Source organism: Rahnella sp. NRRL B-41462 (assembly GCF_003263525.1).
GTDB lineage: Bacteria > Pseudomonadota > Gammaproteobacteria > Enterobacterales > Enterobacteriaceae > Rahnella > Rahnella aceris.
Map to the genome: position 1 here is coordinate 52,636 of NZ_JYDF01000014.1, position 22,815 is coordinate 75,450.

Annotated in this window: 19 protein-coding genes; 1 reads left to right on the plus strand and 18 read right to left on the minus strand. The window is 51.5% G+C overall.

Annotated features, from left to right (window positions below):
* Positions 1-31: 31 nt before the first annotated feature.
* The 17 genes from UC14_RS04855 to tssB are packed head-to-tail and all read right to left on the minus strand — an operon-like array spanning position 32 to position 20,324.
* The gene (locus UC14_RS04855) at positions 32-745 is read right to left on the minus strand and encodes a hypothetical protein (protein ID WP_112197331.1); all 714 of its coding nucleotides are present in this window, start codon (positions 743-745) and stop codon (positions 32-34) included.
* Between the two features lie 38 nt (positions 746-783).
* On the minus strand, positions 784-2,133 hold the full coding sequence (locus tag UC14_RS04860; protein WP_013578188.1) for a VasL domain-containing protein: 1,350 nt from the start codon (positions 2,131-2,133) through the stop codon (positions 784-786).
* A gap of 20 nt (positions 2,134-2,153) precedes the next feature.
* Positions 2,154-4,724 carry a type VI secretion system ATPase TssH gene (gene tssH / locus UC14_RS04865; protein ID WP_112197332.1) on the minus strand — a complete coding sequence of 857 codons (2,571 nt, stop codon included), beginning with the start codon at positions 4,722-4,724 and terminating at the stop codon, positions 2,154-2,156.
* 45 nt (positions 4,725-4,769) lie between these two features.
* Complete coding sequence (locus UC14_RS04870) at positions 4,770-8,207, minus strand: type VI secretion protein IcmF/TssM N-terminal domain-containing protein (protein WP_112197333.1); 3,438 nt, start codon at positions 8,205-8,207, stop codon at positions 4,770-4,772.
* A gap of 6 nt (positions 8,208-8,213) precedes the next feature.
* Complete coding sequence (locus UC14_RS04875; protein ID WP_112197334.1) at positions 8,214-8,840, minus strand: DotU family type IV/VI secretion system protein; 627 nt, start codon at positions 8,838-8,840, stop codon at positions 8,214-8,216.
* A complete protein-coding gene (gene tssK / locus UC14_RS04880; RefSeq protein ID WP_013578184.1) occupies positions 8,837-10,231 on the minus strand; it encodes a type VI secretion system baseplate subunit TssK in 1,395 nt (464 codons plus the stop codon). Before tssK ends, UC14_RS04875 begins: the two co-directional genes overlap by 4 nt.
* On the minus strand, positions 10,231-10,806 hold the full coding sequence (locus tag UC14_RS04885) for a type VI secretion lipoprotein TssJ (protein ID WP_013578183.1): 576 nt from the start codon (positions 10,804-10,806) through the stop codon (positions 10,231-10,233). The genes tssK and UC14_RS04885 overlap by 1 nt, the downstream gene beginning before the upstream one ends.
* Complete coding sequence (gene tssA / locus UC14_RS04890; protein WP_013578182.1) at positions 10,803-11,867, minus strand: type VI secretion system protein TssA; 1,065 nt, start codon at positions 11,865-11,867, stop codon at positions 10,803-10,805. The genes UC14_RS04885 and tssA overlap by 4 nt, the downstream gene beginning before the upstream one ends.
* A gap of 11 nt (positions 11,868-11,878) precedes the next feature.
* Entirely contained in the window at positions 11,879-12,178 is a 300-nt protein-coding gene (locus UC14_RS04895; RefSeq protein ID WP_013578181.1) for a PAAR domain-containing protein, read from the minus strand.
* Positions 12,178-12,693 (minus strand): hypothetical protein, encoded by a 516-nt coding sequence (locus tag UC14_RS04900; RefSeq protein WP_013578180.1) that lies wholly within the window; start codon positions 12,691-12,693, stop codon positions 12,178-12,180. The genes UC14_RS04895 and UC14_RS04900 overlap by 1 nt, the downstream gene beginning before the upstream one ends.
* 13 nt (positions 12,694-12,706) lie before the next feature.
* On the minus strand, positions 12,707-14,620 hold the full coding sequence (locus UC14_RS04905; protein ID WP_037032869.1) for a type VI secretion system Vgr family protein: 1,914 nt from the start codon (positions 14,618-14,620) through the stop codon (positions 12,707-12,709).
* 3 nt (positions 14,621-14,623) lie between these two features.
* On the minus strand, positions 14,624-15,571 hold the full coding sequence (gene tssG / locus UC14_RS04910; protein WP_013578178.1) for a type VI secretion system baseplate subunit TssG: 948 nt from the start codon (positions 15,569-15,571) through the stop codon (positions 14,624-14,626).
* Complete coding sequence (gene tssF, locus UC14_RS04915; RefSeq protein WP_112151403.1) at positions 15,562-17,364, minus strand: type VI secretion system baseplate subunit TssF; 1,803 nt, start codon at positions 17,362-17,364, stop codon at positions 15,562-15,564. The genes tssG and tssF overlap by 10 nt, the downstream gene beginning before the upstream one ends.
* A 12-nt stretch (positions 17,365-17,376) precedes the next feature.
* Entirely contained in the window at positions 17,377-17,793 is a 417-nt protein-coding gene (locus tag UC14_RS04920) for a GPW/gp25 family protein (protein ID WP_013578176.1), read from the minus strand.
* A 52-nt stretch (positions 17,794-17,845) separates the two neighbouring features.
* Positions 17,846-18,337, minus strand: a complete 492-nt coding sequence (locus tag UC14_RS04925) for a type VI secretion system tube protein Hcp (RefSeq protein ID WP_013578175.1) — start codon at positions 18,335-18,337, stop codon at positions 17,846-17,848.
* A 29-nt stretch (positions 18,338-18,366) separates the two neighbouring features.
* A complete protein-coding gene (gene tssC, locus UC14_RS04930) occupies positions 18,367-19,848 on the minus strand; it encodes a type VI secretion system contractile sheath large subunit (protein ID WP_013578174.1) in 1,482 nt (493 codons plus the stop codon).
* Positions 19,845-20,324 (minus strand): type VI secretion system contractile sheath small subunit, encoded by a 480-nt coding sequence (gene tssB, locus UC14_RS04935; RefSeq protein WP_013578173.1) that lies wholly within the window; start codon positions 20,322-20,324, stop codon positions 19,845-19,847. Before tssB ends, tssC begins: the two co-directional genes overlap by 4 nt.
* A 725-nt stretch (positions 20,325-21,049) precedes the next feature.
* On the opposite strand from tssB, the gene mntP reads away from it, so the two are divergent.
* On the plus strand, positions 21,050-21,625 hold the full coding sequence (mntP, locus tag UC14_RS04945) for a manganese efflux pump MntP (protein WP_013578172.1): 576 nt from the start codon (positions 21,050-21,052) through the stop codon (positions 21,623-21,625).
* Between the two features lie 4 nt (positions 21,626-21,629).
* Here the strand turns inward: mntP and UC14_RS04950 are convergent, their stop codons facing one another.
* Positions 21,630-22,601 carry a LysR family transcriptional regulator gene (locus tag UC14_RS04950; RefSeq protein ID WP_013578171.1) on the minus strand — a complete coding sequence of 324 codons (972 nt, stop codon included), beginning with the start codon at positions 22,599-22,601 and terminating at the stop codon, positions 21,630-21,632.
* Between the last annotated feature and the right edge of the window lie 214 nt (positions 22,602-22,815).

Below are 22,815 nucleotides of genomic sequence, written 5' to 3' on the forward strand. Positions count from 1 at the left end.
CACATGACGCTCATCTCTGTGAAGGGGATTTTTAACGAGAAATGTCAATAACCGGAACGCCAGGATTACATTTTTTCATCCGTTCAACTAACTTGTACAACCTTTCGTTAATCCCTAGGGTCGCTTCCCGAGTCGGACGTATAGTCTTAGGTGCTACAAAAATCCCCGCTATTTTAATCTCACGCGTCGGAGGTAATCCCTGATAAGTATTAATATCCGGACGACCAATAAGCAGGATCTCATTATGCCATTGGTAATTAGTGTTCTTGAGTATCTTTTGGGGTGGCTGAATTTGATTGTAACCACCGGGAGCAATGATTTCTTTCTTTTTAGATCTGCCCGCGAAAATATTGTCAGCAAGGGCAAAACGGTTATAGACCATACCATTACTGACACCCGCATGATTAGGAAACCATACATCACCGCTGAATGTTCCCATTATATTTTGCACCGGCACATCGAGAATAAATCCTGCTTCGAAAAATAATCCTGATTGCGACCTGACCGTGAGTCCGGCCCCCAGCCGGAAACCGGCCAGCACGTTATCCAGATCAATGAATGAACTTGAAATAATATCCCAGGTTTTAAAAACATCTCTGCCCGGTTTCATGAGCAGTGGTGTATTCACATAGTTAGCAGAAACCGTGTGAATCAGCAGTTGTCTTTTTTTATCACGAGCGTCCCATTTCTTCAACGCTTTGACTTTATCTGCATCGGGAGACTTTAACTGTTTTTTACCGAACATAATGTAACTCCATTACATAATTACTATTAATAAATTCTTCAGATAGGCTTTTCAAATAAATACATAAAATAGATTGAATTTAACGCTTCGATTCTTTGTGAGACCTGCTTTAATAATGCCGAATTAGACTGATCGGTATTTTCATTTTGCTGACTGAGTTGCCAGAGTAGGGTTTCAGCGGGCACACCATTGCGCTGCAGGTCCTGCCGTATCTGATATACCGCTGTTTTCAATTCTGACACGGTCATATATTGGCTGTGTTTCTTTTCAGCGTTCAGCAACCGGGCTTCAAGCTCATCAAGATGTTTATTAGCAAGCACTAAACCGTCCAGCGCCGGAATATCTCCCGCCTTTTCATCTACTGTGCGCTGCCATTGAGCACTGTACTGATTTCCCGGATAGGCTTTTTCCAGATGATCAGACAATATTTCACCCTGACGCAGCAATACATCAGAGGGTTGTTCGCTCAGCCATGTCAGCACCGGCGCCGCCTGCGCTAACACTGCCTCTTTTTGCGCATTCAGATCGGCTTCAGGCGCTTTGTTCCAGGCGTCATTTATTTGACGCTCACTGTGTTGCAATGTCAGTAACGGGACGCTCAACTTTTCACTAAAACTCAACGTCTGCGATGAGAACCAGAACGCCGCAGCGACGGCGCAAACCGCTATGCCAGCAGCCATTCCACCGAGCCCCCACAATAACGGGCGCGGGTGATGTGTCTCAGCAAGCTGGATTTCAACCGGTTCTACATCAGGTACGATGTCAGTCAGCAGTGCAGCGACATTTTTCTCACTCAATACCTGAGGAGTCTTATCTACGGGCTCACGTATCGCTTTCGTCACTTTGGCGTGGACCGGATACGGCACGGAACGACAGCGAACCTGCAGGAAATAATGCAGATTGTTCAGCGAGTCATGGCTGCGTGATTGCAGGTTTTTGGACTGTGTGCACAGCACGCCGATACTTCTTTCTACCTGTCGCATTTCCGCGCTGTTTTCCGGCCCGTACTCCAGCGTATAAATATGCGTCGCCACATTGGCATTGAACCAGTCGATCAACTGCTGTCGCTGCTGAACGGCGGCCACCGGCGGCCAGCAGCGCTGGCTGTTGTGGGTAAATGCCGTCGAAAGCAGATCGAGTGCCAGCGCCAGCCCTTTCCAGCTCTTAAGCCGCAGATTGATGAGACAAAACCACATGCCACTCTGCAGGTCGTAGCCATATTCATGGAACAGCTGAAAACACCGTTCTTCCAGCGCATTCCAGTCCAGTCTGGCGGGAATGGTGCCATTCAGCGGGCTTAGCTCACTGCTCAGCAACAGAAAGGATTTGCTGAGCCTCGGATCGTGCCCGTTAATTTTCAGTGCGCGCAAATTCACCCGGTTTTTCATGGTTATCCTTTTCCTGTCACTCAGACGGGTTGTTTCGCGGCAGAGCGTTTGGTCGCTGACTGTTTCGTCAGAGTGAGCTGATCTTTACTGACACCAACCTGCAGGCGGATATCGGCTTTGCTTTCGACCGCCAGCAGACGGTCGGTCAGCAACGGCAGCAGTTCCCGATTCAGGACAGCATCAATTTCGCGCGCCCCGCTTTGTTCGACCTGACAGCGGCTGGCCATGAACTCCACCACTTTTTCGCTGTAGCTCAGGGAGGAATTACCTTCACCGGCACCGCTAAAGCGTTTGCACACTTTATCGATTTTGAGACGGATGATTTTTGCCAGTGTTTCGCCCACGACCGGCAGATAAGGGATCAGCTGTAAACGTCCCATCAGCGCCGGACGGAAGTACTGATCGAATTCAGGCCGCAGGAGTGCTGTCAACGCTTTCTGATCCGTATTTCCGGCGGCACAGGCGGTCATCACGCGATCGCTGGCCAGATTGCTGGTCAGAATAATCAGGGTATTGCGGAAATTGATCAGTTGGCCTTCAGCGTCTTCCATCACGCCTTTATCAAATACCTGATAGAAAATCTCCATCACATCCGGATGGGCTTTCTCAACTTCATCGAGCAGCACCACGCTGTATGGACGACGACGCACCGCCTCGGTCAGCACACCGCCCTGCCCATAACCCACATACCCGGGCGGGGAACCTTTCAGGCCTGATACAGAATGTGCTTCCTGATACTCGGACATATTGATGGTAATTAAACTTTGCTCGCCACCGAAAAGCAGCTCAGACAAGGCCAGCGCCGTTTCTGTTTTCCCAACTCCGGAGGGCCCGGCCAGCATAAAGACGCCGGTCGGCTTAACCGGATCCGCCAGATTGGCGCGCCCGATGCGGATTTGCTGCGCAATGTCCGCTAATGCGTGGGATTGCCCGATCACCCGGCTTTCCAGACGTGCAACCAGATCGCCAAGCTGTTGCTGCTCTTTTTCCATCATCCGGCCCAGCGGAATACCGGTCCAGCCAGCAATCACATCTGCGACACAGGTCGCATCCACGCAGTCATACACCAGAGCTTGATCTTTATGCATCTCAGCCAGTTGCACACGCAATGCGGCAATCTGCGCCACATCCTCAATACTATTAATTTGCGCCACGATCTGCTGTTGCTGACGCCAGACCGGCAGCAGTGCCTCCAGACTTTGCTTCAGTTCGCTTTCACGCTGGTCCAGCCATTTCACCCGGGAGGGATTCTCGCCCTCTTTCAGCAGACTTTCCCGCTCAGTGTGAATGTTGCTGATCATCGCATTAAGATCTTCGATCTCTTTGGGCTCATGGCACTGTGAAATCGCCACCCGAGCGCAGGCGGTGTCCAGCAAGCTGATGGATTTGTCCGGCAACTGGCGGCCAGAAATATAGCGGCTGGAGAGGCGAACAGCGGCCACGAGCGCGCTTTCGAGGATTTGCACGCCATGATGTTTACTGAGAGCCGGTTTCAGGGATCGCAGCATGGCGATGGCGGTCTCTTCATCAGGCTCCGCCACTTTGATCACCTGAAAACGTCGTGCCAGGGCAGCATCTTTCTCAAAATATTTTTTGTATTCAGCCCAGGTGGTGGCTGCCACCACGCGCATTTCCCCACGAGCCAGCGCTGGTTTAAGCAGGTTAGCAGCGTCGTTCTGACCGGCCTGTCCCCCCGCGCCAATCAGTGTATGCGCCTCATCAATGAACAGAATGACCGGAGACGGGTATTCTTTCACTTCACGCAACAGGGTTTGCAGGCGGTTTTCAAATTCGCCTTTCACGCTGGCACCGGCCTGAAGCAACCCCATATCCAGCGACAGAATCTCCATTGACTTCAGCGCTTCCGGTACAGTGCCATCCGCAATGCGCTGTGCCAGCCCTTCAACCAGCGCGGTTTTCCCCACTCCCGGTTCACCGGTCAGCACCGGGTTGTTCTGACGGCGGCGTAATAGCACGTCGATCAGTTGACGAATTTCAGGCTCGCGACCCAGCGCGGGATCCAGTGCCGCATCACGCGCCTGTTCAGTCAGGTTACGGGTAAATTTCATCACCGCAGAATCCGTATTGTGGCGGGTTGCAGCAGGATGATTCGTGGCCTGTGCCGGTGCGCAGGCATCGTGCAGCAACCGGTCAGCGCAATCAGCCTGACACAGCAGCGCCTGCTGTAAGGCTGACGACAGGTGAATCTGATTGTCTTTTTCACTGGCAATCAGGCTACCCAGAAAAGCCTGTACCGGCAGTTGTGTTTGCTGCCAGCAGGCACTGGCGTGCAACCAGGATTTCTCCAGGTGTTCGACCAGCAGCTCCGATAATACCGGGCTACGCGTATTGCCGCTGCGCAGGTGGTTGAGACTGACTTTCAGCGCATCGACTAACGCATCACCCCGCAATCCGGCATTCAGACAGAGTTGCTCAATCAGCGCAGGCTGACGGGTCACCAGTGCGAGCAGTAAATGCTCGATGTCCACTTCGTGATGCGTGCGGCTGACGGCCAGACTGATCGCGGCATCAAGGCACTCACGTGCCTCGACATTCATTTTCTCAACAATTTTCTTCAGGTAGTTACCCATAAATTATCCTTTCTAAATTTTTCAAAAGGCGTCCTGACCAGACGCTCAGTGACATCCGGTAATGCGGACAGGCAGTTGCGAGAACGCACTTTTCAGCGCTGTCGGTCGTTGTTTTTCCGCTTTTTTAAGGCCGATTTCCTGCTGCGCCTCAGCGTTGTCATTCAGTGCCTGATTGAGTTCCTGCCACTGATGCCAGCGATCCTGCACCGCGTTCTGTGAGCCGCTCTGATAACGCACCATGACTTCTTTGATGCCCAGTGCCGTCAGCTGAGCGGCATCATCCGGGAAATCTTCCGCTTTGAAACGATGCTGCCCGTCGGAAATGTCCTGCAGGAAATCAGGCCATGCGGCGTCGCCGAAGTATTCGTACGTCAGATCGAAACCAGGGAACTTGATCACCAGCGTGGCACGACTGCAATGCCCCGGACGCCAGCGGAATGCCGCCTGTTCGCTGAAGTTCATGCTATTGAGCTTCCACTGTTGCTCATCGCAGAACAGCGTCAACTGAGTGCCCACCGGCATTAGCCGCGCACCGCCGGGAATGGTGGCAGGCAGGCTTTTAAGCGTCAGTTCCAGCGGTTTTGCTTCCAGTGCCGCCATTTGAGCCTCCAGATCGGCCTGCTCATCTTTCAGGGCGGCCAGCGCATCGTCATTGCGGGTATTTTCACGTTCCGGCATCGCCAGCACGTCATCCGGACGCAACACGTGATTGACCATTCGCAGAAATTCCGGTGTCAGACCCGGTGTCTGCCCGTTGAATTCGCCCGCTTTTGGCCCGTTATCTTCAACCACCAGCACACTTTTTGCCGGTCCACGGATAAAGTCAGACAGGTATTGCCACGCCAGATCCTGTTGGTCGTCGTACTCCAGACGGCTGGCATTATTTTCCATTGGCCACAACACCCGGCTCTGCCATTGCTGTTCAAGCCAGCAGGCAGAACGCTGCATGGCATGCGCCACCAGCCAGTGCGCATCATTCTGATACAACGCCCACACCGCGTTGGAGGCAAAATCATCGCGTTCCGCCGACAGGCTCTTACGCAGCACGTTAAAACGGCTGTCGAGTAATTGCAGTGGATTGCTGTCGCCCGCCGCGCCGGTCTGGAACAGTCCGCGCGTCAGACGATCGCTGCTTTTCGGCGTAGCAAACACGTCCGAAACCGCCGCATGCAGACTGTTTTTCCAGGCATTCCAGTTTTTCACATTGAGATCGGAAAGCACGGGTGTCAGGGTTTTGCTGTCGATTTTCAGCAGTGCTGAAATTTTCTTCTGAAAAGACTGCTGGACCTTGCTGATACGCGGTATCAGCGCACCGGGTACCGACATAGCCTGTAACTGATTCAACCGGCGCAGCTCGCGCAACCAGGGCTCGGCATCCTGAGCACGGATGTCTTCTAGTTGTTCATTGACGTAACGGGAAAATTTCATTGATGGGCTGTTACCCTGATCGAGCGTAATCAGCGCGGTTTGCCACTCTTCGCTGGTCAGCTCCGGGGCGGGTTGCTGGTTCATCGCCAGCATCATCGTCATCCATTGCGTCTGGCGCAGCGCAGGCCAGTGCTGTTCAAAAGCCACTAGCGCAGGCATCGGGACCTGTTCACCTCCTGCGCGACGAATTTCCTTCAACCAGCCCTGAATTTGTGCGGTGCCCTGTAGCGTCCACAGACCACTGACCTGCGTTTTATCCTCAGACGAGGGCATGAAATCCGTCAGATTCACTGGCGTCAGATCGCCTGAAGGAGCCACCAGCCATGCCATCTGCGGATCACTGTTGACCAAACGTCCGAGCAATTCGCGCAGTACCACAAGTTGCTTGCCGCCTTCCGGCAACTGTAACAGCGCGCGTTGCAACACCACATCCTGTTGATAGGGTAAGGACACGGTGGCCCCGGTCATGCTCAGCGCCGCCGGAACCGGCGCCTGTTTTATCAGCTCACTGACCGGCTGTTTTTCCCACATGGCCTGTTTAGTGATAAGCGTGCTTGCCAGGTTCAGAATCAACTCGCGTTTTTGCTGTGGATCGGCGTCGGTGAACAGCTGCTGGTAGTTATCTGCTATCTCCCGCAGGTTCACCTTATCGCGTGGGGATGCAGCAAGAATGCTGGCCTCAAGCTGCGCATGGCGATGGTTGAGAACGGGAACAAAAGGTAAATATTTCAGCGGATGTGCATTCCAGTGTTCAATGTTCTCAAGCTGCTGAACCTGCGCCGTGACATCCATTTGCGCGGGCGAGCCCCCGGTGAGGCGGTTGGTGAAATAACCGGAAAACAGCACATAGGTTATTGCCAGCACACTGAAGGTCATCGCCCCCCATTTATGCAGATAGCGACGGCCAAACCCGACAGGCTCAATTTCACGCTGGCGGCTTAGTTCAGGCAGTAATCGGGCCATCAGGTCATGGATAAAGAAAGCCTGACGCGAAGCACTGTTTTTGCTGACAGGTTCAGTGGCGGTAAACCAGATACCACCCAGTGCTGCGGGCTGAAAGTAAGCGTCCGGCTCACACAGGGCGGCCAGATAACGTTGCAGTGCAGGTTGCAATTTCGGTAGCTGTTCAGGGAAATCCATCAACGCCAGCGTGTCGCCATCCGGTTCGCCGCCCGAAAGCATGCTGACACGCACTTTATCCAGCCCGTCTTTCACGCACGTAAACAGCGGATCCAGCAAGGCCGGATCTTTCCCGTCGACGACAGGCGAACGGCGCCAGTAGTAACCCAGCGGTTGCTGGCGCTGTTCGGCGGAGAGATTATTGGCCCAGTGGCTGAAACCGGGCACCCGGTCACAACAAGTGATAAACAGATACACCGGCAGACGGCGTTTGACTTTACTGACCAGCGGTTCGATCTGCGTGCGGATATGCCGCGCATGCAGATGCAGTTCCGCGTCATCTTTTTCGAGCAACTCACTGACCGACACGCACACCACGATGCCACCCGGCGCAGGCAGACGGGCACACCAGTTCACCAGACGCAACCAGCCGCGCTCGAAGGCCGGGGTTTTATTCAGAAAATGGCTGGAGAGGTCGAGAAAACCTGCGGAACGAAAAAACCACCAGCGTAAGGTTCGGGTCGGCACAACCAGAGAACTTTCCGGTTCATTAGAAAACAGCGGTAATCCTGCACCGGCCATCAGCGTCGTTTTACCACTTCGCCCGCCAGTGAGTATAAACCAGGGTATTGGCTGTTTGCGTCTTCTGATGCGCTTAATTACCGCAGCCCCGGTTTTCCAGTGTTCGAATAAAACATATTCCAGCCGGGTGAGTTTAAATCTTGCCTTCAGGGAGGAGATATATTTCGCCTGCGCCATACCGGAAACAGATCCCCAGACAAACCGGGAAAATAAAACGGCGAGGATCAATATCAGCCACAAAATTAATGCATGCAGGAGTGTTTGTTCGAAAACAACAGACATGACAATACAAACAATAAGTAACAGGCACAGAAATAGTGTCCATGCGACAAAGGAAAGTAATTTTTTAAACATGATAGGTTACCTGAAAAATATCCCTAAGCCGGTGGACAAAATCACTAAATAGACGACAACAGGCAGTGCCAGTAACAGCCCTTTACGCTGGCGTAGTTTTTTCACCACCGTTTTATTTTTTTCGCCGCCGCCTGCGTCCTGTTCAACCAGCAAGGCATTGTTCGGCCAGTGACGCCAGGCTTGTGGCAAGCATTGCCGCTCATCCTCGATGCGCTGTTGCAAAAGCTGCGCATCCTGTGAGGTATATTTTCCGTGGAAGCCCATCAGCAGACAGAACAGATACACCATTCTCAGTTGTGTATTGGTTTTATCGGTTTGATCCAGCCGGTCGAAAAATGCCTCGCCGCCGACAGAAATATCAAAATAATATTTCTGCAACAGATTGCTTCGCCATTCTTTCACCCACTCCGCGCGGGATCTTAATACCCGCTCATCTACCCACAGCACCACCGCGAAATAAGCATCATCGCACTCTGCTTTTTCATGATGACGTTCTGACTCAAGCAGCGCCTGCTGTAATAAAGTAATAATTTTTTCGCGAAACTCTCTGTAATCAGAATATTCCTGCGGATTAATAAAAAACGCCGTCACATAGCGAAACAGCGGTAAATAACAATTGAGCAAACTCATCATGAAGGCACCACAAATATAATTTGCACCTGAAGATCTTCCGGCATGTCTGGCCAGTAGAAGGAAATGCTGCTGTGCTGCCGGGCTTTGTTCCACAATTCGCTATCCTGCTCGACAAGGAAATAATGCGAATCTCTGCGGTTTGGTACACCCCGCGGTGGCTGTGGACAACGAACTACCGGAATGCCCGGCAGAGCATGCTGGATCAGTGGTTCGATCATTCTTGGTGAAGCCAGTTTGATGCCACCCGGATTTTTTATCTGACGATTTTCCATCGGCATGCTGGCGGAACGTAACAGCAGCAGTACCGTTTCGGGATTTTTACTCTGCGCGCTGTCAAAGCTTCCGGTGAACACGCCCTGAAGATCGTTTTCCAGCGTGATATACGTATTGTCCTCAAGCACAAGACTGTTCAACAAGGTAATCAGCGTCTTACGGGCGCTTTCGAAACAACTCAGCAATTCATTGTGGTTGTAGGTTTGCAGTGAATTTTCACCGTCGTGCCACTCACCAAGGAAGGTGCAGCTGTCATTGAATGAGGAAAGATCGCCCACCAGCTGGCACAACACGTTGTAGACTTGCCATGGATGAACCTGGCGCGCCTGACAGAAATTTTTCAGTTGTGGCAACACACGGTTGAGAGAACGCATCGCTAACAACTGTGTCACCTGGTCGCCACGGTCGGCATCACTGACCAGTCGCTCTGAGCGTTTGTATTCTTCAAGCTTCCTGGCCCGCGCACTCAGTTCAAAATAAATAGTGTCAATCAGCTTGCCGAGGCTGAATGATCCAAAAAGTGTCACGGAAGGTGGCGAGAATGTCGGATCGAGGATCACCCGTTCGTTTTCATAACGCAGTCGGGTGAGTGGAATGCATTCGCAGTCAACCGCATCGTCTTTTTCAACGTCCGTCAGCAACCTGACGTTGTAGCACAGGCGTGCCACTGCAGCATCCGGCGCATGATCATAGACATCTTTCATCACCCGCTCTTCGCTGGTGTTGATCCAGCGCGTGACGGCGCGATCATGCTCTTTTTCCAGCGTGGTGACATTACTGTGCAGCGGATCAAAGCGACGTAAAGCCAGCCAGATGGTCAGCGGCTGATCGCGCTGTTTCCAGAGGTCACGGAAGTTGCGTTGTTCAACACGGCTGTTGCCGGGCAGTGAGAGCAAGGTACCGCCGGGCAAAATACAACGGATCTGCTCAACGCTGATCACGTAGTCGCTCAGTGCTGCTTCATTAATACTCACCTCAATCAGCCCGTGATTATAGGGCTGCGCCAGCCGCAAATGCTGCGCGAGGTTCCATTCATAATGCAGGTCAAGTGACTGAAAGTGCTGCGGCTGCAGATAAAGCCCGGAATGCCAGTAAATTTGCTGTTGTTCTGGATACATTATTTTTTCTCTCCGGCAACAGGGACATCTGCACTGACAATACTTTCACTGCCTAAGGTGACAGAAAGAGTGACCGGCGCTAAATGCGCCTGCCAGACAGGCTCCCACCAGCCAGTGCTCTCAGACTCTACCGGCACCAGTGCGCTGACCATGTGTTTCTTTACCGGGAACGGATAGTAGCCTGCGACCAGCGCCACATTGCGGGTATCTCGGGCGCGATCAATATGCACCGTGTTGGTTTGTCCCGGCATCATGACGTAACGATCCACCTGCAAAACGTCTCCTTCGCTGCCGGCACCGGCAAACAAGCTTTTCAGCGTCGCGGGATTACCCAGTATTTTATCCAGCGTCGGTTTATCCTTGGCTTGTAGCAGTAATACAGTACAGCTGTTGGGCATGTCGTTCAGGCTGTTCAGCCCCGGCTCAGCCCGCAGTTGCAGAGTGATAGCCCCATTCGCGAAAGGCGCAGCCACTTCGCTGATCGCCTTCTGACGGCTTTGCCCATCATCTGACGCGCAACCTGCCAGCAGCATGACACTCAGTATCAGCCCGGTCAGTCCCCTTTTCCCCCTCATTCTCTGCCGTGTCCTTTCAATACTTTGTTGATATCGCGCATACTGCTGTCATCCTGCAACATCTCTTCCAGCCATTCGGTCAACGTCATAGCCGCCCAGCGCGCCGCACGCTCCATCAGAAAAGGGACGGGGCTTGACGGTTCGGTCTGGCGGAAAAAATGGGCAATGGTCAGCATCTGGCTGATGGCCAGATCCCGTGACATCGTTTGTTTTTTGGTGTTATTCATCAGTGAACTGACGTCATTGGCTTGCTCATCTTCGTCAGGCATTAATACGTTAAGGGTCATCACGTCGTCATATGCCGGTGCCGCACGGTCAAACAGGCGTTTCACAAATTCCTGCATTTCGGCGACGGCACTACGCATCTGCCCCATTGCCAGAGAATCAGCCTGCGGATTCAGCTGACCATAGAGGGTTTCAAGCGTATCCAGCATAGTCATCAGTTGAGTTAACGCCTCGTTCTGTGCGGCAACTTTCTGCGGATCCAGTGTGGCAGCCCAACGGTTGAAGGTATCCATCGAGAAATCATCGTCACTGCCCCGTTCCGCAGCGCTGTCAGGTTTCATCGTCACCCGGTGCTCATAAGCGAGCACCTTGCGCCAGTGATCCAGCGTGCTTTCCGGCTGTCCAAACAGAGGATGACAATGCAGCATTTGCGCCAACTGGCGGTCCAGACGATTAATCATGCCATGGCGGATTATGACGCCGTCCTCATCCAGCTCCGGCCAGCCGGTTTGCCAGTAAGTTTGTATAAACGGTATCAGAAAACCGGTACCGTCCAGCAGGCCGCGGATCCCGTGCTGCTGGCTCAACCCTTCGATCAGCCAGCAAGCCACCTGCAAATCTTTGCTTTCTGCCTGCAAAACCTTCGCGCTTAAGCGAACGACTTTGCTCCAGTCGGCTTTACGCAATTCAGTGGCCCATTCGCCCTGCGGCAAATAGTCAGGATCGCTTTCCCGCGCCTCACGGATTTCGTTATAGACCGGCTCATATTCCATGTTGCGCCCGACAGGATGATCGCCGCTGAACGGGGCAAGCAAGGGCTCAAAATTCATTATCATTTCAATACACTCTATGAAATCAGTACGGTCGGGCAACCCGCAACAATGGTTCCGCCATGCGCTGTGCTGTCGCCCATCCGCGCTGCGGGTTTACCGCCAATCAGCACTTTCGTGCTGCCCATGATGACCGAATCCGGTGGTCCGACGCACACTGCCATCGAGCCCATAGTCGCGGCAGGCATACCTCCGATAAGTACGGTCGGCGTACCGGGAGTGGTCACCGGTCCGCCAACGTGTGGGATCGGGGGTAAGCCGGGTGTCACCATCGGGCAAACATGCATATCGCCAACGCGAGCAGCGGGCTGTCCCATCAGTAACCTCCCCCGGCAGCGTGCCACTCAGAAAGCAATGTCTGTGCTCCCTTAAGTGGTGCGTCTTCCGCCGCGATCGCCACGCTGAGCAATTTCAACGCACAATGAAGCATCAGACGGGACAAATGGGGTTCTGGGTACACCGCATCGAACTCTGCGGGTGTCATGCTGCCTTGCATCCAGAACAGTGACAGGCCGAGCGCGCCAACGGGGGTATCAAACCCGAGCTGTTCTGCCTGCTGGAAAATACGGAAACGCCGGTCATCATCAGGATTTGCCAGCCACTGATGGATTTCACTGGCACATTGCTGCATCGCGGGTTCCTGTGATTCAGGGCGGGCCAGCGCCTTTTGCAGGGTCCATGCCAACAGTTTCTCCTGCACAGAATCAGCCGCCACGCTTGCCAGCGCATCTTCCCAGCGTTCTGCGATCATCAGTTGCGCTGCGTTTTCAGCGCCGTTTTGCAGCGGGTTGTAAGCAGCAAGCGCTTCCGGCGTGAGTAGTTTTTCTTTCATGTTATTCATTTCCTCAGCCAATCATCGTCACGCCGCCCTTGATCTGGGTCATACCACTACCCTGAACAGTGACCATCGCACCTTTAAGTTCTGCCGTGCCCTTCCCTTCAATTTTGATCGTGGTGCCGCTCAGCGTAATGCCGGAAGGAGAAAGAGTAATTTTGCTGCTACCGACTTTTAATTCGATAGACTGGGTCGATTCAATAACGCAGGCTTTGTCCGCTTTGACCGTGCTACCGCCACCACTGATGTTTAGCTGATGGTTACCGCTGGTCAGGCTTTCCTGCAAATTGCCTTTAATATCCAGGGCATAATCACCCTGTTTGAGCGTCAGGCTTTCATTACCTTTGGTTAACTCGGTCGTGCGGTTCTCACCAATGGTTTCAGTGACGTTTTTGGTAATACGGGTGGTGACGTCGTTTTTCACCGTCAGCAGCAGATCTTTTTGCGAGGTGATGACCAGACGCTCTTCGCCTTTTTTATCGTCGAAGCGCAACTCATGGCCTTCTTCAACATTGCCGTTGAGGGAGCTGCGTGAAACGAATCCGGCGTGATTTTTCTCCTCAGGCAGGCTCAGCGGCGGTTTGTTTTGCCCGTTGTATACCGAGCCGGTCACCAGAGGATAATCAGGGTTGCCATGCACAAAGCTGACCGTAACTTCGCTGTTGACACGAGGCAGGAACATGGCGCCGAAACGGCCACCCGCCCACGGCTGCGAAACCCGCACCCAGCAGGAACTGCCATCGTCATGTTTGTTTTCGCGATCCCACGGGAACTGAATTTTGATGCGGCCATATTCGTCCGTGTGGACTTCTTCTGATTTTGGCCCGACAACGATGGCGGTCAGAATACCGGCGATTTCAGGTTGTCTGGTGAGGCACGGCGGACGCCAGGAAAGGCTGTCTTTCAACACAGTGAGCGCGTAGCCAAAATCAGGCTGCCCGTCATCAATGTTGCTTGATGCATGCATATGAACCGACTTGATTCGGTAGTTTCCCCGACAGGAAGGATGCCCGCTCAGAAGGAATTTATCGCCACAGCCTAGCCACCACACGCTGGCTTCGGCGTAAAACTGCTGGTTATCGGCCTCAAGCTGTTCCATCTTCAGCCGGGCTTCTGATTGCAGTAATTCGCGTTTTTCATGGCCGTGCGCGTCCACGTAGCTGACACCCGGCACGGAATATTCCGCTTCCACGGCTTTCGATTCGCCCTCCACACTGGCTGCCTGCACAATGTTAAAACCTTTGAGCATCACGGAAGAGGCCGCCAGTGAAGAACTGGCCACCCAGTTCAGGATACCGACGCCATCGCCTCGCCCCTGCAGTGGCATAAAGGGTAACTCCGCCGTTTTGCCAGACTGATGGCTGGACGGATGATCGGCCAGTACCAGCGTGTGTTGCCCGGCATCATGCTGGAAGAAGTAATAGATCCCTTCCTGCTCAAGAAGGCGGCTAATGAAGTCAAAATCGGATTCGCGATACTGAATGCAGTATTCACGCGGCTGATAAGTCGCACGCAGACGCAAATCAATGTGGCTGATGTTCTGCTGGCGCAGCAGCTTGCACACTAAATCCGGTACGGTAATATTCTGGAAAACCGCCAGGTTACGTCCGAGACGCAACAATGCCATGCGCGGTTCCAGCGTACCGGTGAAGGTACTGATACCATCGACATTATTGTCTTCTTTAATCTGTGTCAGCACACCATGCACGTAGCGCTTTTGGTTGCCACGACCAATCTCACAGGCCATTTCATGCCCCAGAAAACGCCCCATCTGCGGAGTTATTAACGACGTGCGAAACTGGACCTGATAGCTGAAGGTGTCAGAGAATTGTTCATCGCCCTCGATATACATCAGCGTCAGTGAATCAGCGGCATCGCCAACGAAACGGATAAACCGGTTGTCTTGTCCTGCTACTTTCGACATTTTTTATTTTCCTTCCCGGCAGACGGGTAAACGAATTTTATGCTGGCCTGCTCCCTCGGAGGCCCCGAGACAAATATCCAGCCCGAGTTGCCCGCACCCCAACGAGGTAACGACGTTCGTGGTATTTTCGATCAGCAGATCAATATCAAAATCCAGACCCGGACCAACGTATTCACGCAGATGCGACCACAGATTTTGGTAGTGCTTGCCCTTTGGCAAAAAAAGACCGGCGTTTTTCATCGGCACCGGTCCCAGTGTCACCGTAAAATGTGATTGTCGATCCCAGTACACGCTGCCCAGCATGGGAGCAGCGGCCAGCGTATGTGACGGTTCTCCCAGCCGGCAACACTGGGCCGGGTCCATGACCTGCCATCCGCCGGTAAAAGGCGTGACTTTCGCCGCCACGGAAAAGCGGTGTTTTAACCAGGTTTCAACGTTGAGCATTGAGCGTACTGAATGCGCAAATAAATCAGCAAACTGCTCCTGCTGCAGAGATGGCGCACTGTTTGCCACGCCGGATAACGCACGGATGGCCTGACTCAGCGGCCGTGTTGCACTGAATTCTGCCATGGCGTAATAGTGATATTTCTGCCAGGCGAGATAGCGCAGGCTATGTAGCCGGTGGTTAAAAATGTCCAAAAAAGCTTTGGCAGTTTTGTCCCCATGGCGGTAATAGCGGTCGATCATCCACTCGGTGTATACCGTGGGTAACGCGCCCAGTGCCCCCGTCAGTCCCTGGGCGGCCACTTCAACTTGCCAGCGCTGCTGATCCAGCGGAGTTACCGACGTAATGTCACCTTTCGGCGCATCCAGCGAGAGCGGTGAAATGAAATCAAGTTGCGCTTCGAGCACCTGTTTGCTGTCTTTTCCCTGTGCTCTGGTCAGACTGCGTAACATCAGCCGCACCTGTTGGAAAAAGTTATGCGGACTGAGGATTTTGCTTAGATCCATGACAGCCTTCCTGCCCGCACAGGCCACGTCCGTGGAGTTTCACCCGGTGAGTCAATGCAGGTGATTACACGGGTGAAACTGTTGACCGGTGCGTACAACGCCAGGAAACAATCAATAAAGCGACACAGCAGGAAGTACTCAACTTCTTCGGCCGCTTCGCTGGCAAAGGTTATGCGGATCTCCATCCCCCGCGCCATGGAACGGGGGTCCAAAGGCGCCAGCCGGGTAACAACCGGGCCAGACTCGACATGCAGGATCAGGTTGATCAAGCGGGTAATGCCCGGATTATCGACAAAGTTGTAAAGCGCCAGTGATTCCCTGAGTACACGGGCGCCTTCCGGCCCACTGATCAACATATGGTTGAGCGAAAGCTGAGAAATCAAACGCCAGCGCGTAGCCTGCTTAGCCGGTGGCCTGACCGGCAGCGTCGGGCGTGTCAGCGCAATAATTTTCATGCCCGCAATCGGCAGCTCTGATTCGAAATCGCCTTCAGGAGCGCCGTTGCGCATGGCTGCGGGAATCTCACGATTGGTGCAGGTCAGGTTCATGCTGACAATGTCGCAACCGGGCGCTAACGGGCTTTCTCCCCGGTCAGAAAAAGCGATAAATAACGATGTGGCGACACCGTCATTTTGCATGGTTTCGCGGCGCATACATTGCCAGAACAAACCGGTTTCACCGTCACTGGCGGAATGGTCCAAACCAAACAATGGATAAACAGGCCGGGACTGTGTTTCATTGCCCAGTTTGCGCATCGCCGACACGCCGTCTACAGACCAGACTTCCATCGCATCCTGGTGACGAATGTCAGGGATAACCGGATATTCCGCCGTTTCGTGATCAGGTGAAATCGGTTCGGCCCGATGGGCGAAAAGATTAACAGCAGGCGTGCAGTTGAGCAGAAACAGGTTTTCGTTCACCGCACCAGCTATTTTCTCCAGCTGGCGCGCTATCATGCAGCGGTTGAATTTCACCACCAGTGAAAGCTCGCTTTGACTGCCCGCCACCATGCCAGCAGGCAACGGCATATCAATAAAATGAAACTTTTGCGGGAAGTAAAAATAGTCCTGCAACAGGCTGTGAGTGGGCGAAACCCGTGAATCACCCGCAAGCAAGCCTTCATTTTCACCGAAGCCTGCGGCACGTATAGTTTGCGGCGACAGCGTATGACTCTGCCCTTGCTGGAAAACTGTCAGTGACTCAACTTCGCTGCACAGCAAGGTATAAAGGATGTTGACGATGCGACTGGCGCCGCTGAGATGCAACCTCAGGGAATCCGCCGCCAGTGTGGCACCGGGCCAGACCGATAATTGTATTTTCAGACTCCAGCTCATGTCATCGGCATCCAGATGCAGGCTGACGTTATGCAGACTGACAGGTTGAAGCGTAACCGGATAAGTGGTGCGAAAACGGCAGACCTGTCCGTTCACCGGACGGGAATATAATGCTGTTCCGGCGTCAATGCGGTTACTGGCTGTCAGCGCACTGACTTTGATATCTGGCTGCATTTGTACGACGCAAACCGAAGGAAAAGGACGCAAAAATTGCGGAGCCAACACCGTCAGCAATGCATCAGTCACTTCCGGCATATCCTCATCGAGACGTTGCTGAATCTGCGCCGTGACTAGCGCAAAGGATTCAATAATTCGCTCAATATGCGGATCTTCTGACGTACCTTCTGACATTCCTAAGCGTCTGGCGACTTTTGGAAAATGGCGGGCAAACGCCTTTCCCTGAGTTTTGAGGTAAGCGAGTTCATTCTGATAATAAGAAATTAATTTTTTCGCCAACATTATAAATACTCGTTAATCACGCAGAGAAAATTGACTGATGACATCGTCCCACATTAGACGGTAGCGAACTTCACCATTGAATGTTTCAGCATTAATAATGAATGAACAAAGACTTCCCAGTTCTTCACCGGGGGTCACGCAGACGTTTTTCAATCTTGGTTCAAAGCGTTGTAATGCCATTTCAATACGTGATTGCATAATGGCATTGCGCTCAAGACGAGGCGTATCACTGGAAAAAACGTCACTGACTCCATAATTAAGTATCGACTCATTAATCAGTGGAATATTATCAATGCGGTAACTTCGGGGGCGCGAAGACAAAAGCAGCAATATTTCATCAATGAGTGTGCTGCTTTTGTCTTCTTCCTCAATAAGGTCATTTTGATCTTTTGGGTTATTGTCAGATAATTGCTGTAATAAGCTCTTCATCAATAAGCCTTAATACAGTGCACGCTTACAGCGTGCACTGTTGTTTTAAAAATTACAGCTTAGTGTTCTCAACCAGATTCCAGCCCACAGGACCTTGTTTGCTGGTTTTACCGTCTGGCTCAACCATATTAGTTTCGAATGTCATCTGACCAAATACAAAGCTCAGATTTTCACTCGGAACATCCCCTTCTGAATAAGCGTTGAAATTGTAGCTGTTCAGTACACAGTTTTTATAGGTCAGCTTGAGTGCTTCAACCAGTTTCTCACCCTGGAACAATGCTTTAACAATAACAATTTGCTTAACATTGCTGCCTTGCGCAACCATATTGGATAACTGAGTAGAGGTAGTATCCATTACTTTTGAAAATGAAATTGCATCAAAGTTGACGCCATCGCTGTTTACCTGACCGCTAGCATTATCAATTTTAGCTGAGCAGTAAACACCGAAATTCATATTCTCAACGGCAATCCAACCTTCATAACCTTTATTACTTACAGTGCCTTTAATACCATCAATTTGCATGAAAAGCGATTCAGTGGCCATTTTATATCCTTATTTTTACGATTAAGTATTTATGCACCCGTCGATGCAGGAAGTTCCGCTACCAGACGCAGCGACATGCTGAGTCCTTCAAGCTGGAAATGCGGTTTTAAATACGCAACGGCGCGATAACTGCCCGGAGAACCTGGTACATCAACAACTTCGACCACAGCCTCACGTAACGGATGGCTTGCTTTAATCGTTGGTCCTACATTATCTGAACCCACAACATATTGGTTGATCCAGTTCTGCAGGAAATTCTGGCATTCAGATTTGGACATGAAGCTGCCCACTTTATCGCGCACGATGGATTTTAGATAATGAGCAAAGCGCGACGTTGTCATAATATATTGCAACTGACTTGACAATTTGGCGTTAGCATTCGCCAGCTCAGAATCGTATTTACGCGGTTTATTGGTCGACTGCACAGCGAAGAACGCCGCGTAATCTGTACCTTTGCAATAAATGAGCGGAATAAAACCAAGCTCAGCTAACTCTTTTTCGCGACGGTCAGAAATTGCCACTTCTGTCGGGCATTGCATGACCTTTTCGCCGGTCTGCGAAATGTAATTGTAGGTCGGCAGTGACTTCACCAAACCGCCGCCTTCAACACCACGGATCGCCGCACACCAGCCGTGTTCCTCAAACGCCTCGACCATACGGCCCGCTAAATCATAAGCCGCGTTGACCCATAAATAGCTGGCTCCTTCATTATTTTCATCAATTTTTTCTTCGAAATTAAACGCGTCTACGGATACAGTTTTTGCACCGTAAGGCAGACGGCCGATAACACGTGGCAGCGTTAAGCCGACATAACGTGAGTCGTCACTCTGACGGAAGGATTTCCAGCGGGCGTAGTCAGAGGTTTCAAACAGTTTGCCCAGATCACGCGGACGCGGCATTTCGGAGAACGATCCCATCGCAAACATGCCAGGGTTCGCAGCACTCAGGAATGGCGCGTGGGCGGCGGCGGCAACATGTGAAATCTGTTCCAGCAGTTGCACATCTTCCGGCATACAGTCGAATTCAAAATCACCCACAAAAGCAGAGTAAGGGTCACCGCCAAAGGTACCGTATTCGCTTTCATAAATGCTTTTGAATAATGAAGACTGATCAAAGTCAGAGGCGGATTTAAAATCACGCAGCAGCTCTTTCTTCGTGCAGTTAAAGACACGCACTTTGGTGTTTTCCGTGACGCTGCTTTGCACCAGTTTGTGCAAACCACGCCAGGAAGATTCCATACGCTGGAATTCAGGTGCCTGAATAATTTTGCTGACCTGAGAAGACAGCAGTTCATCGATGGCGGCAATGCGTGCTTCGATGCTACCCACCAGATCATTGGAAACAATGACCGCACCTGATGCCACTTCCGACAGGAAGTTATCCAACTGGCTTTTTACTTTATTACGATCGGATTCCCGGCGGATGGCCTGAGTATTATCGATAATTTGATCGAGATAATCACCGGACTGCTCAGCTTGAGCTGAAGCATTCATGACCTGGATATCGCTCATTCTACTTCCCCTTTGGCAGGTTCTGCGTCTTTCGCCATACCCTCTAATAATTCAACCAGTTGCTCTTTCAGACGGTCATTGCTCGCAGTTCTGTTGCGCAAATCACTCAGTTGCTCGCGTAATTCAAGAAGTTTGCGCAACGGTTCCACCTGCATCGCCACGTTTTCAGGAGAGAAGTCATCCATAGAGTTGAATTCCAGTGCAATAGCCATCTGGCCTTCTTTTTCTGGCAACGTACTTTCCACCAGCATGTCCACAGCCGGCTTCATTCCTTCCATGACATTATTAAAGTTGTCTTTATCAATGTGCGTAAAACGACGGTCGCGCAGTGGCAAATCATCTTTAGCAAAATTCCCGATAACCCCCATCACCAGAGGTAATTCTTTTTTGGATTCAGCACCGCCAACTTCAACGTCGTACGTAATTTGAACGCGAGGGGGACGCGCTTTGCTCAATTTATATTGTGTATTACTCACGGATAAATCACCATAATGTTTAAAAGAGAGAATTAATATGGCCGTGATAATAAACAGTAATTATAGATTTTCACATATCCGATTGCTTACTAATACATTTACCTTTGCTAAAGTATTTTATTTTTTTCATAAAAAATAACAATATACAGGGTTATTTTAATTATTTGTAAATGAAAAAATAGAATCTATCGAGATTAGATTTCCTTATTTATAATAAGGAATGCTTGAATTTTTTATAAAAACAAGAAATACCACGAAATATTAAATGATAATTATTTTTACATTTCATTTTTGACATTCTCCATTCAACTCTTTTTTAAAGAAATAGTATGTGATAGGACCTGCAATGATAATTGTTTTCACGCCATACAAGGGTACGCATAACTTCACAACCTGTACCTGTACCTTCATCATCACATTCAGAATGCGGCGTCACTGGAGATCTTCGGCCTGGTGACGTTCTGTACTGTCCTGAAACAGTAAGATTTTCTGAATAAATCATACTCACTCTACATCGTTATGATGATTGATGTTTTTGATGCTTCTCATCGTAATTTTCATCACTTTTCGGGCATTTTGAACAAATATAGCCCGTGCTAACATTCTTAACCAACACTATAACATACTGAAAATAAAGGTTTTTCTATTTTGTTTTTTGTGGCAGACTGCGCATCTCAATTAATAAATAGCCTTTGGGATTACCGAAGGCCTGACTGGTCCGTTTTATGCAACTTTATACCATCCTCATTCTGGCGTTCGGTATGTCCATGGATGCCTTCGCAGCCGCTATTGGCAAAGGTGCCTCTCTGCACCGGCCACCGCTAAAAGAGGCGTTACGCACAGGGCTTATTTTTGGCGTAATTGAAGCGATTACACCGGTGATCGGATGGGGAATTGGTCTGGCGGCCAGCCAGTTTATTATGAGCTGGGATCACTGGGTGGCATTCACCCTGCTGCTGATCCTTGGTATCCGCATGATTGCGGAAGCCTTCAGGAAAGATAAATTGGAAGAAGATACGCAGGCACCACGTCGTCACGGTTTCTGGGTACTGGTCACTGCAGCTGTCGCGACCAGTCTGGATGCAATGGCTGTGGGCGTCGGTCTGGCCTTTCTTCAGGTGAATATTCTGGTGATGGCGCTGACTATTGGTGCCGCCACCACTATCATGGCGACATCCGGTATGTTGCTTGGCCGGTTTCTCGGTGCCGCGATGGGCAAATGGGCTGAAATTCTGGGTGGTGTGGTGCTGATTGGTATCGGTACATCAATTCTCATCGAGCATCTTGGTCTGCTCGGTTGAGTCTTCATCCAGCGAAGCTATTTTTTATAGTGCCGACTAACAGGCTACTTTTCGATTCCTCAGATAATTTATGTTTGAGATTATCTTCGCGCACAAAATCGATAAACGCCTGTAATGGCGCGGGGATCAGACGCCGGTCATTGTAGTAAAGATATGGCCCGGAAAACGACAGCCACCATGGTTGCAAGATAGCCTCCAGTTTGCCGCTGGCAATGGCAGGCCGCAGCCATTCTTCGAACAGATAGATAATACCCGCACCCGCCACCGCCGTTTCTACCGCCAGATCCACCGCGCCCCCTACACTCACCACCAGCGGGCCGCTGACCTGAACGCTGAGGCTTTCGCCCTCATGTTCGAACTCCCAGTCCGGCATAATCCCGCTGGCATAGCGACCACGCAGGCATCGGTGTTGTATCAGATCCCGCGGATGCGATGGCCGTCCATGCACATTCAGGTAATCAGGGGAGGCCGCCGCCGCATAACGCTGACGGCGCGGTCCGATGGGGATCGCCACCATGTCCTGCTCGAGACGTTCGTCGTAACGAATACCGGCATCGCAGCCATCACGAAATACATCCTGCACGTTACTTTCAGCAATGATTTCCAGCTGGATATCGGGGTAACGCCGGAGAAATTCGGGCACAAGTGCAGGCAAAACCAGCCGGGTTGCGCTGACCGGCACATTCAGCCGCAGTGTACCGCCGGGCGTATTGCGATAACGGTTGAGAGCATCGAGTGCCGCATCCACTTCATTCATGGCCGGGAGCAACCGCTCGAGCAGCGCCCTGCCCGCTTCGGTCAGCACCACCGCCCGCGTTGTGCGGTGAAATAAGCGAATGCCCAGTTGTTGTTCGGCCCGGCGCACAGCATCGCTCAGCCGGGATGCATTACTGCCTGTGACGCGTGCCGCTTCACGAAATCCTCCGGCTTTGGCCACTTCTACCACTGCGTGCAACAGCGCGATATCCATCGGCATTGTGCGTCACCCTGTACAGTTACTTCTGATTTAACCGGATAGTTGCACACTCACAACATCGCGACAATCATTTGATTGATCCCGAGTGACACACAGAGAATCGCGGTATTAATTAAACCGAAAGCTCCTCACGAAATACTAACGATCTTTAACACAATCTTTCCTTTACGCTGACGTTATGCGTGGAACTAACTTTTTAGGATTAAGTCTACCT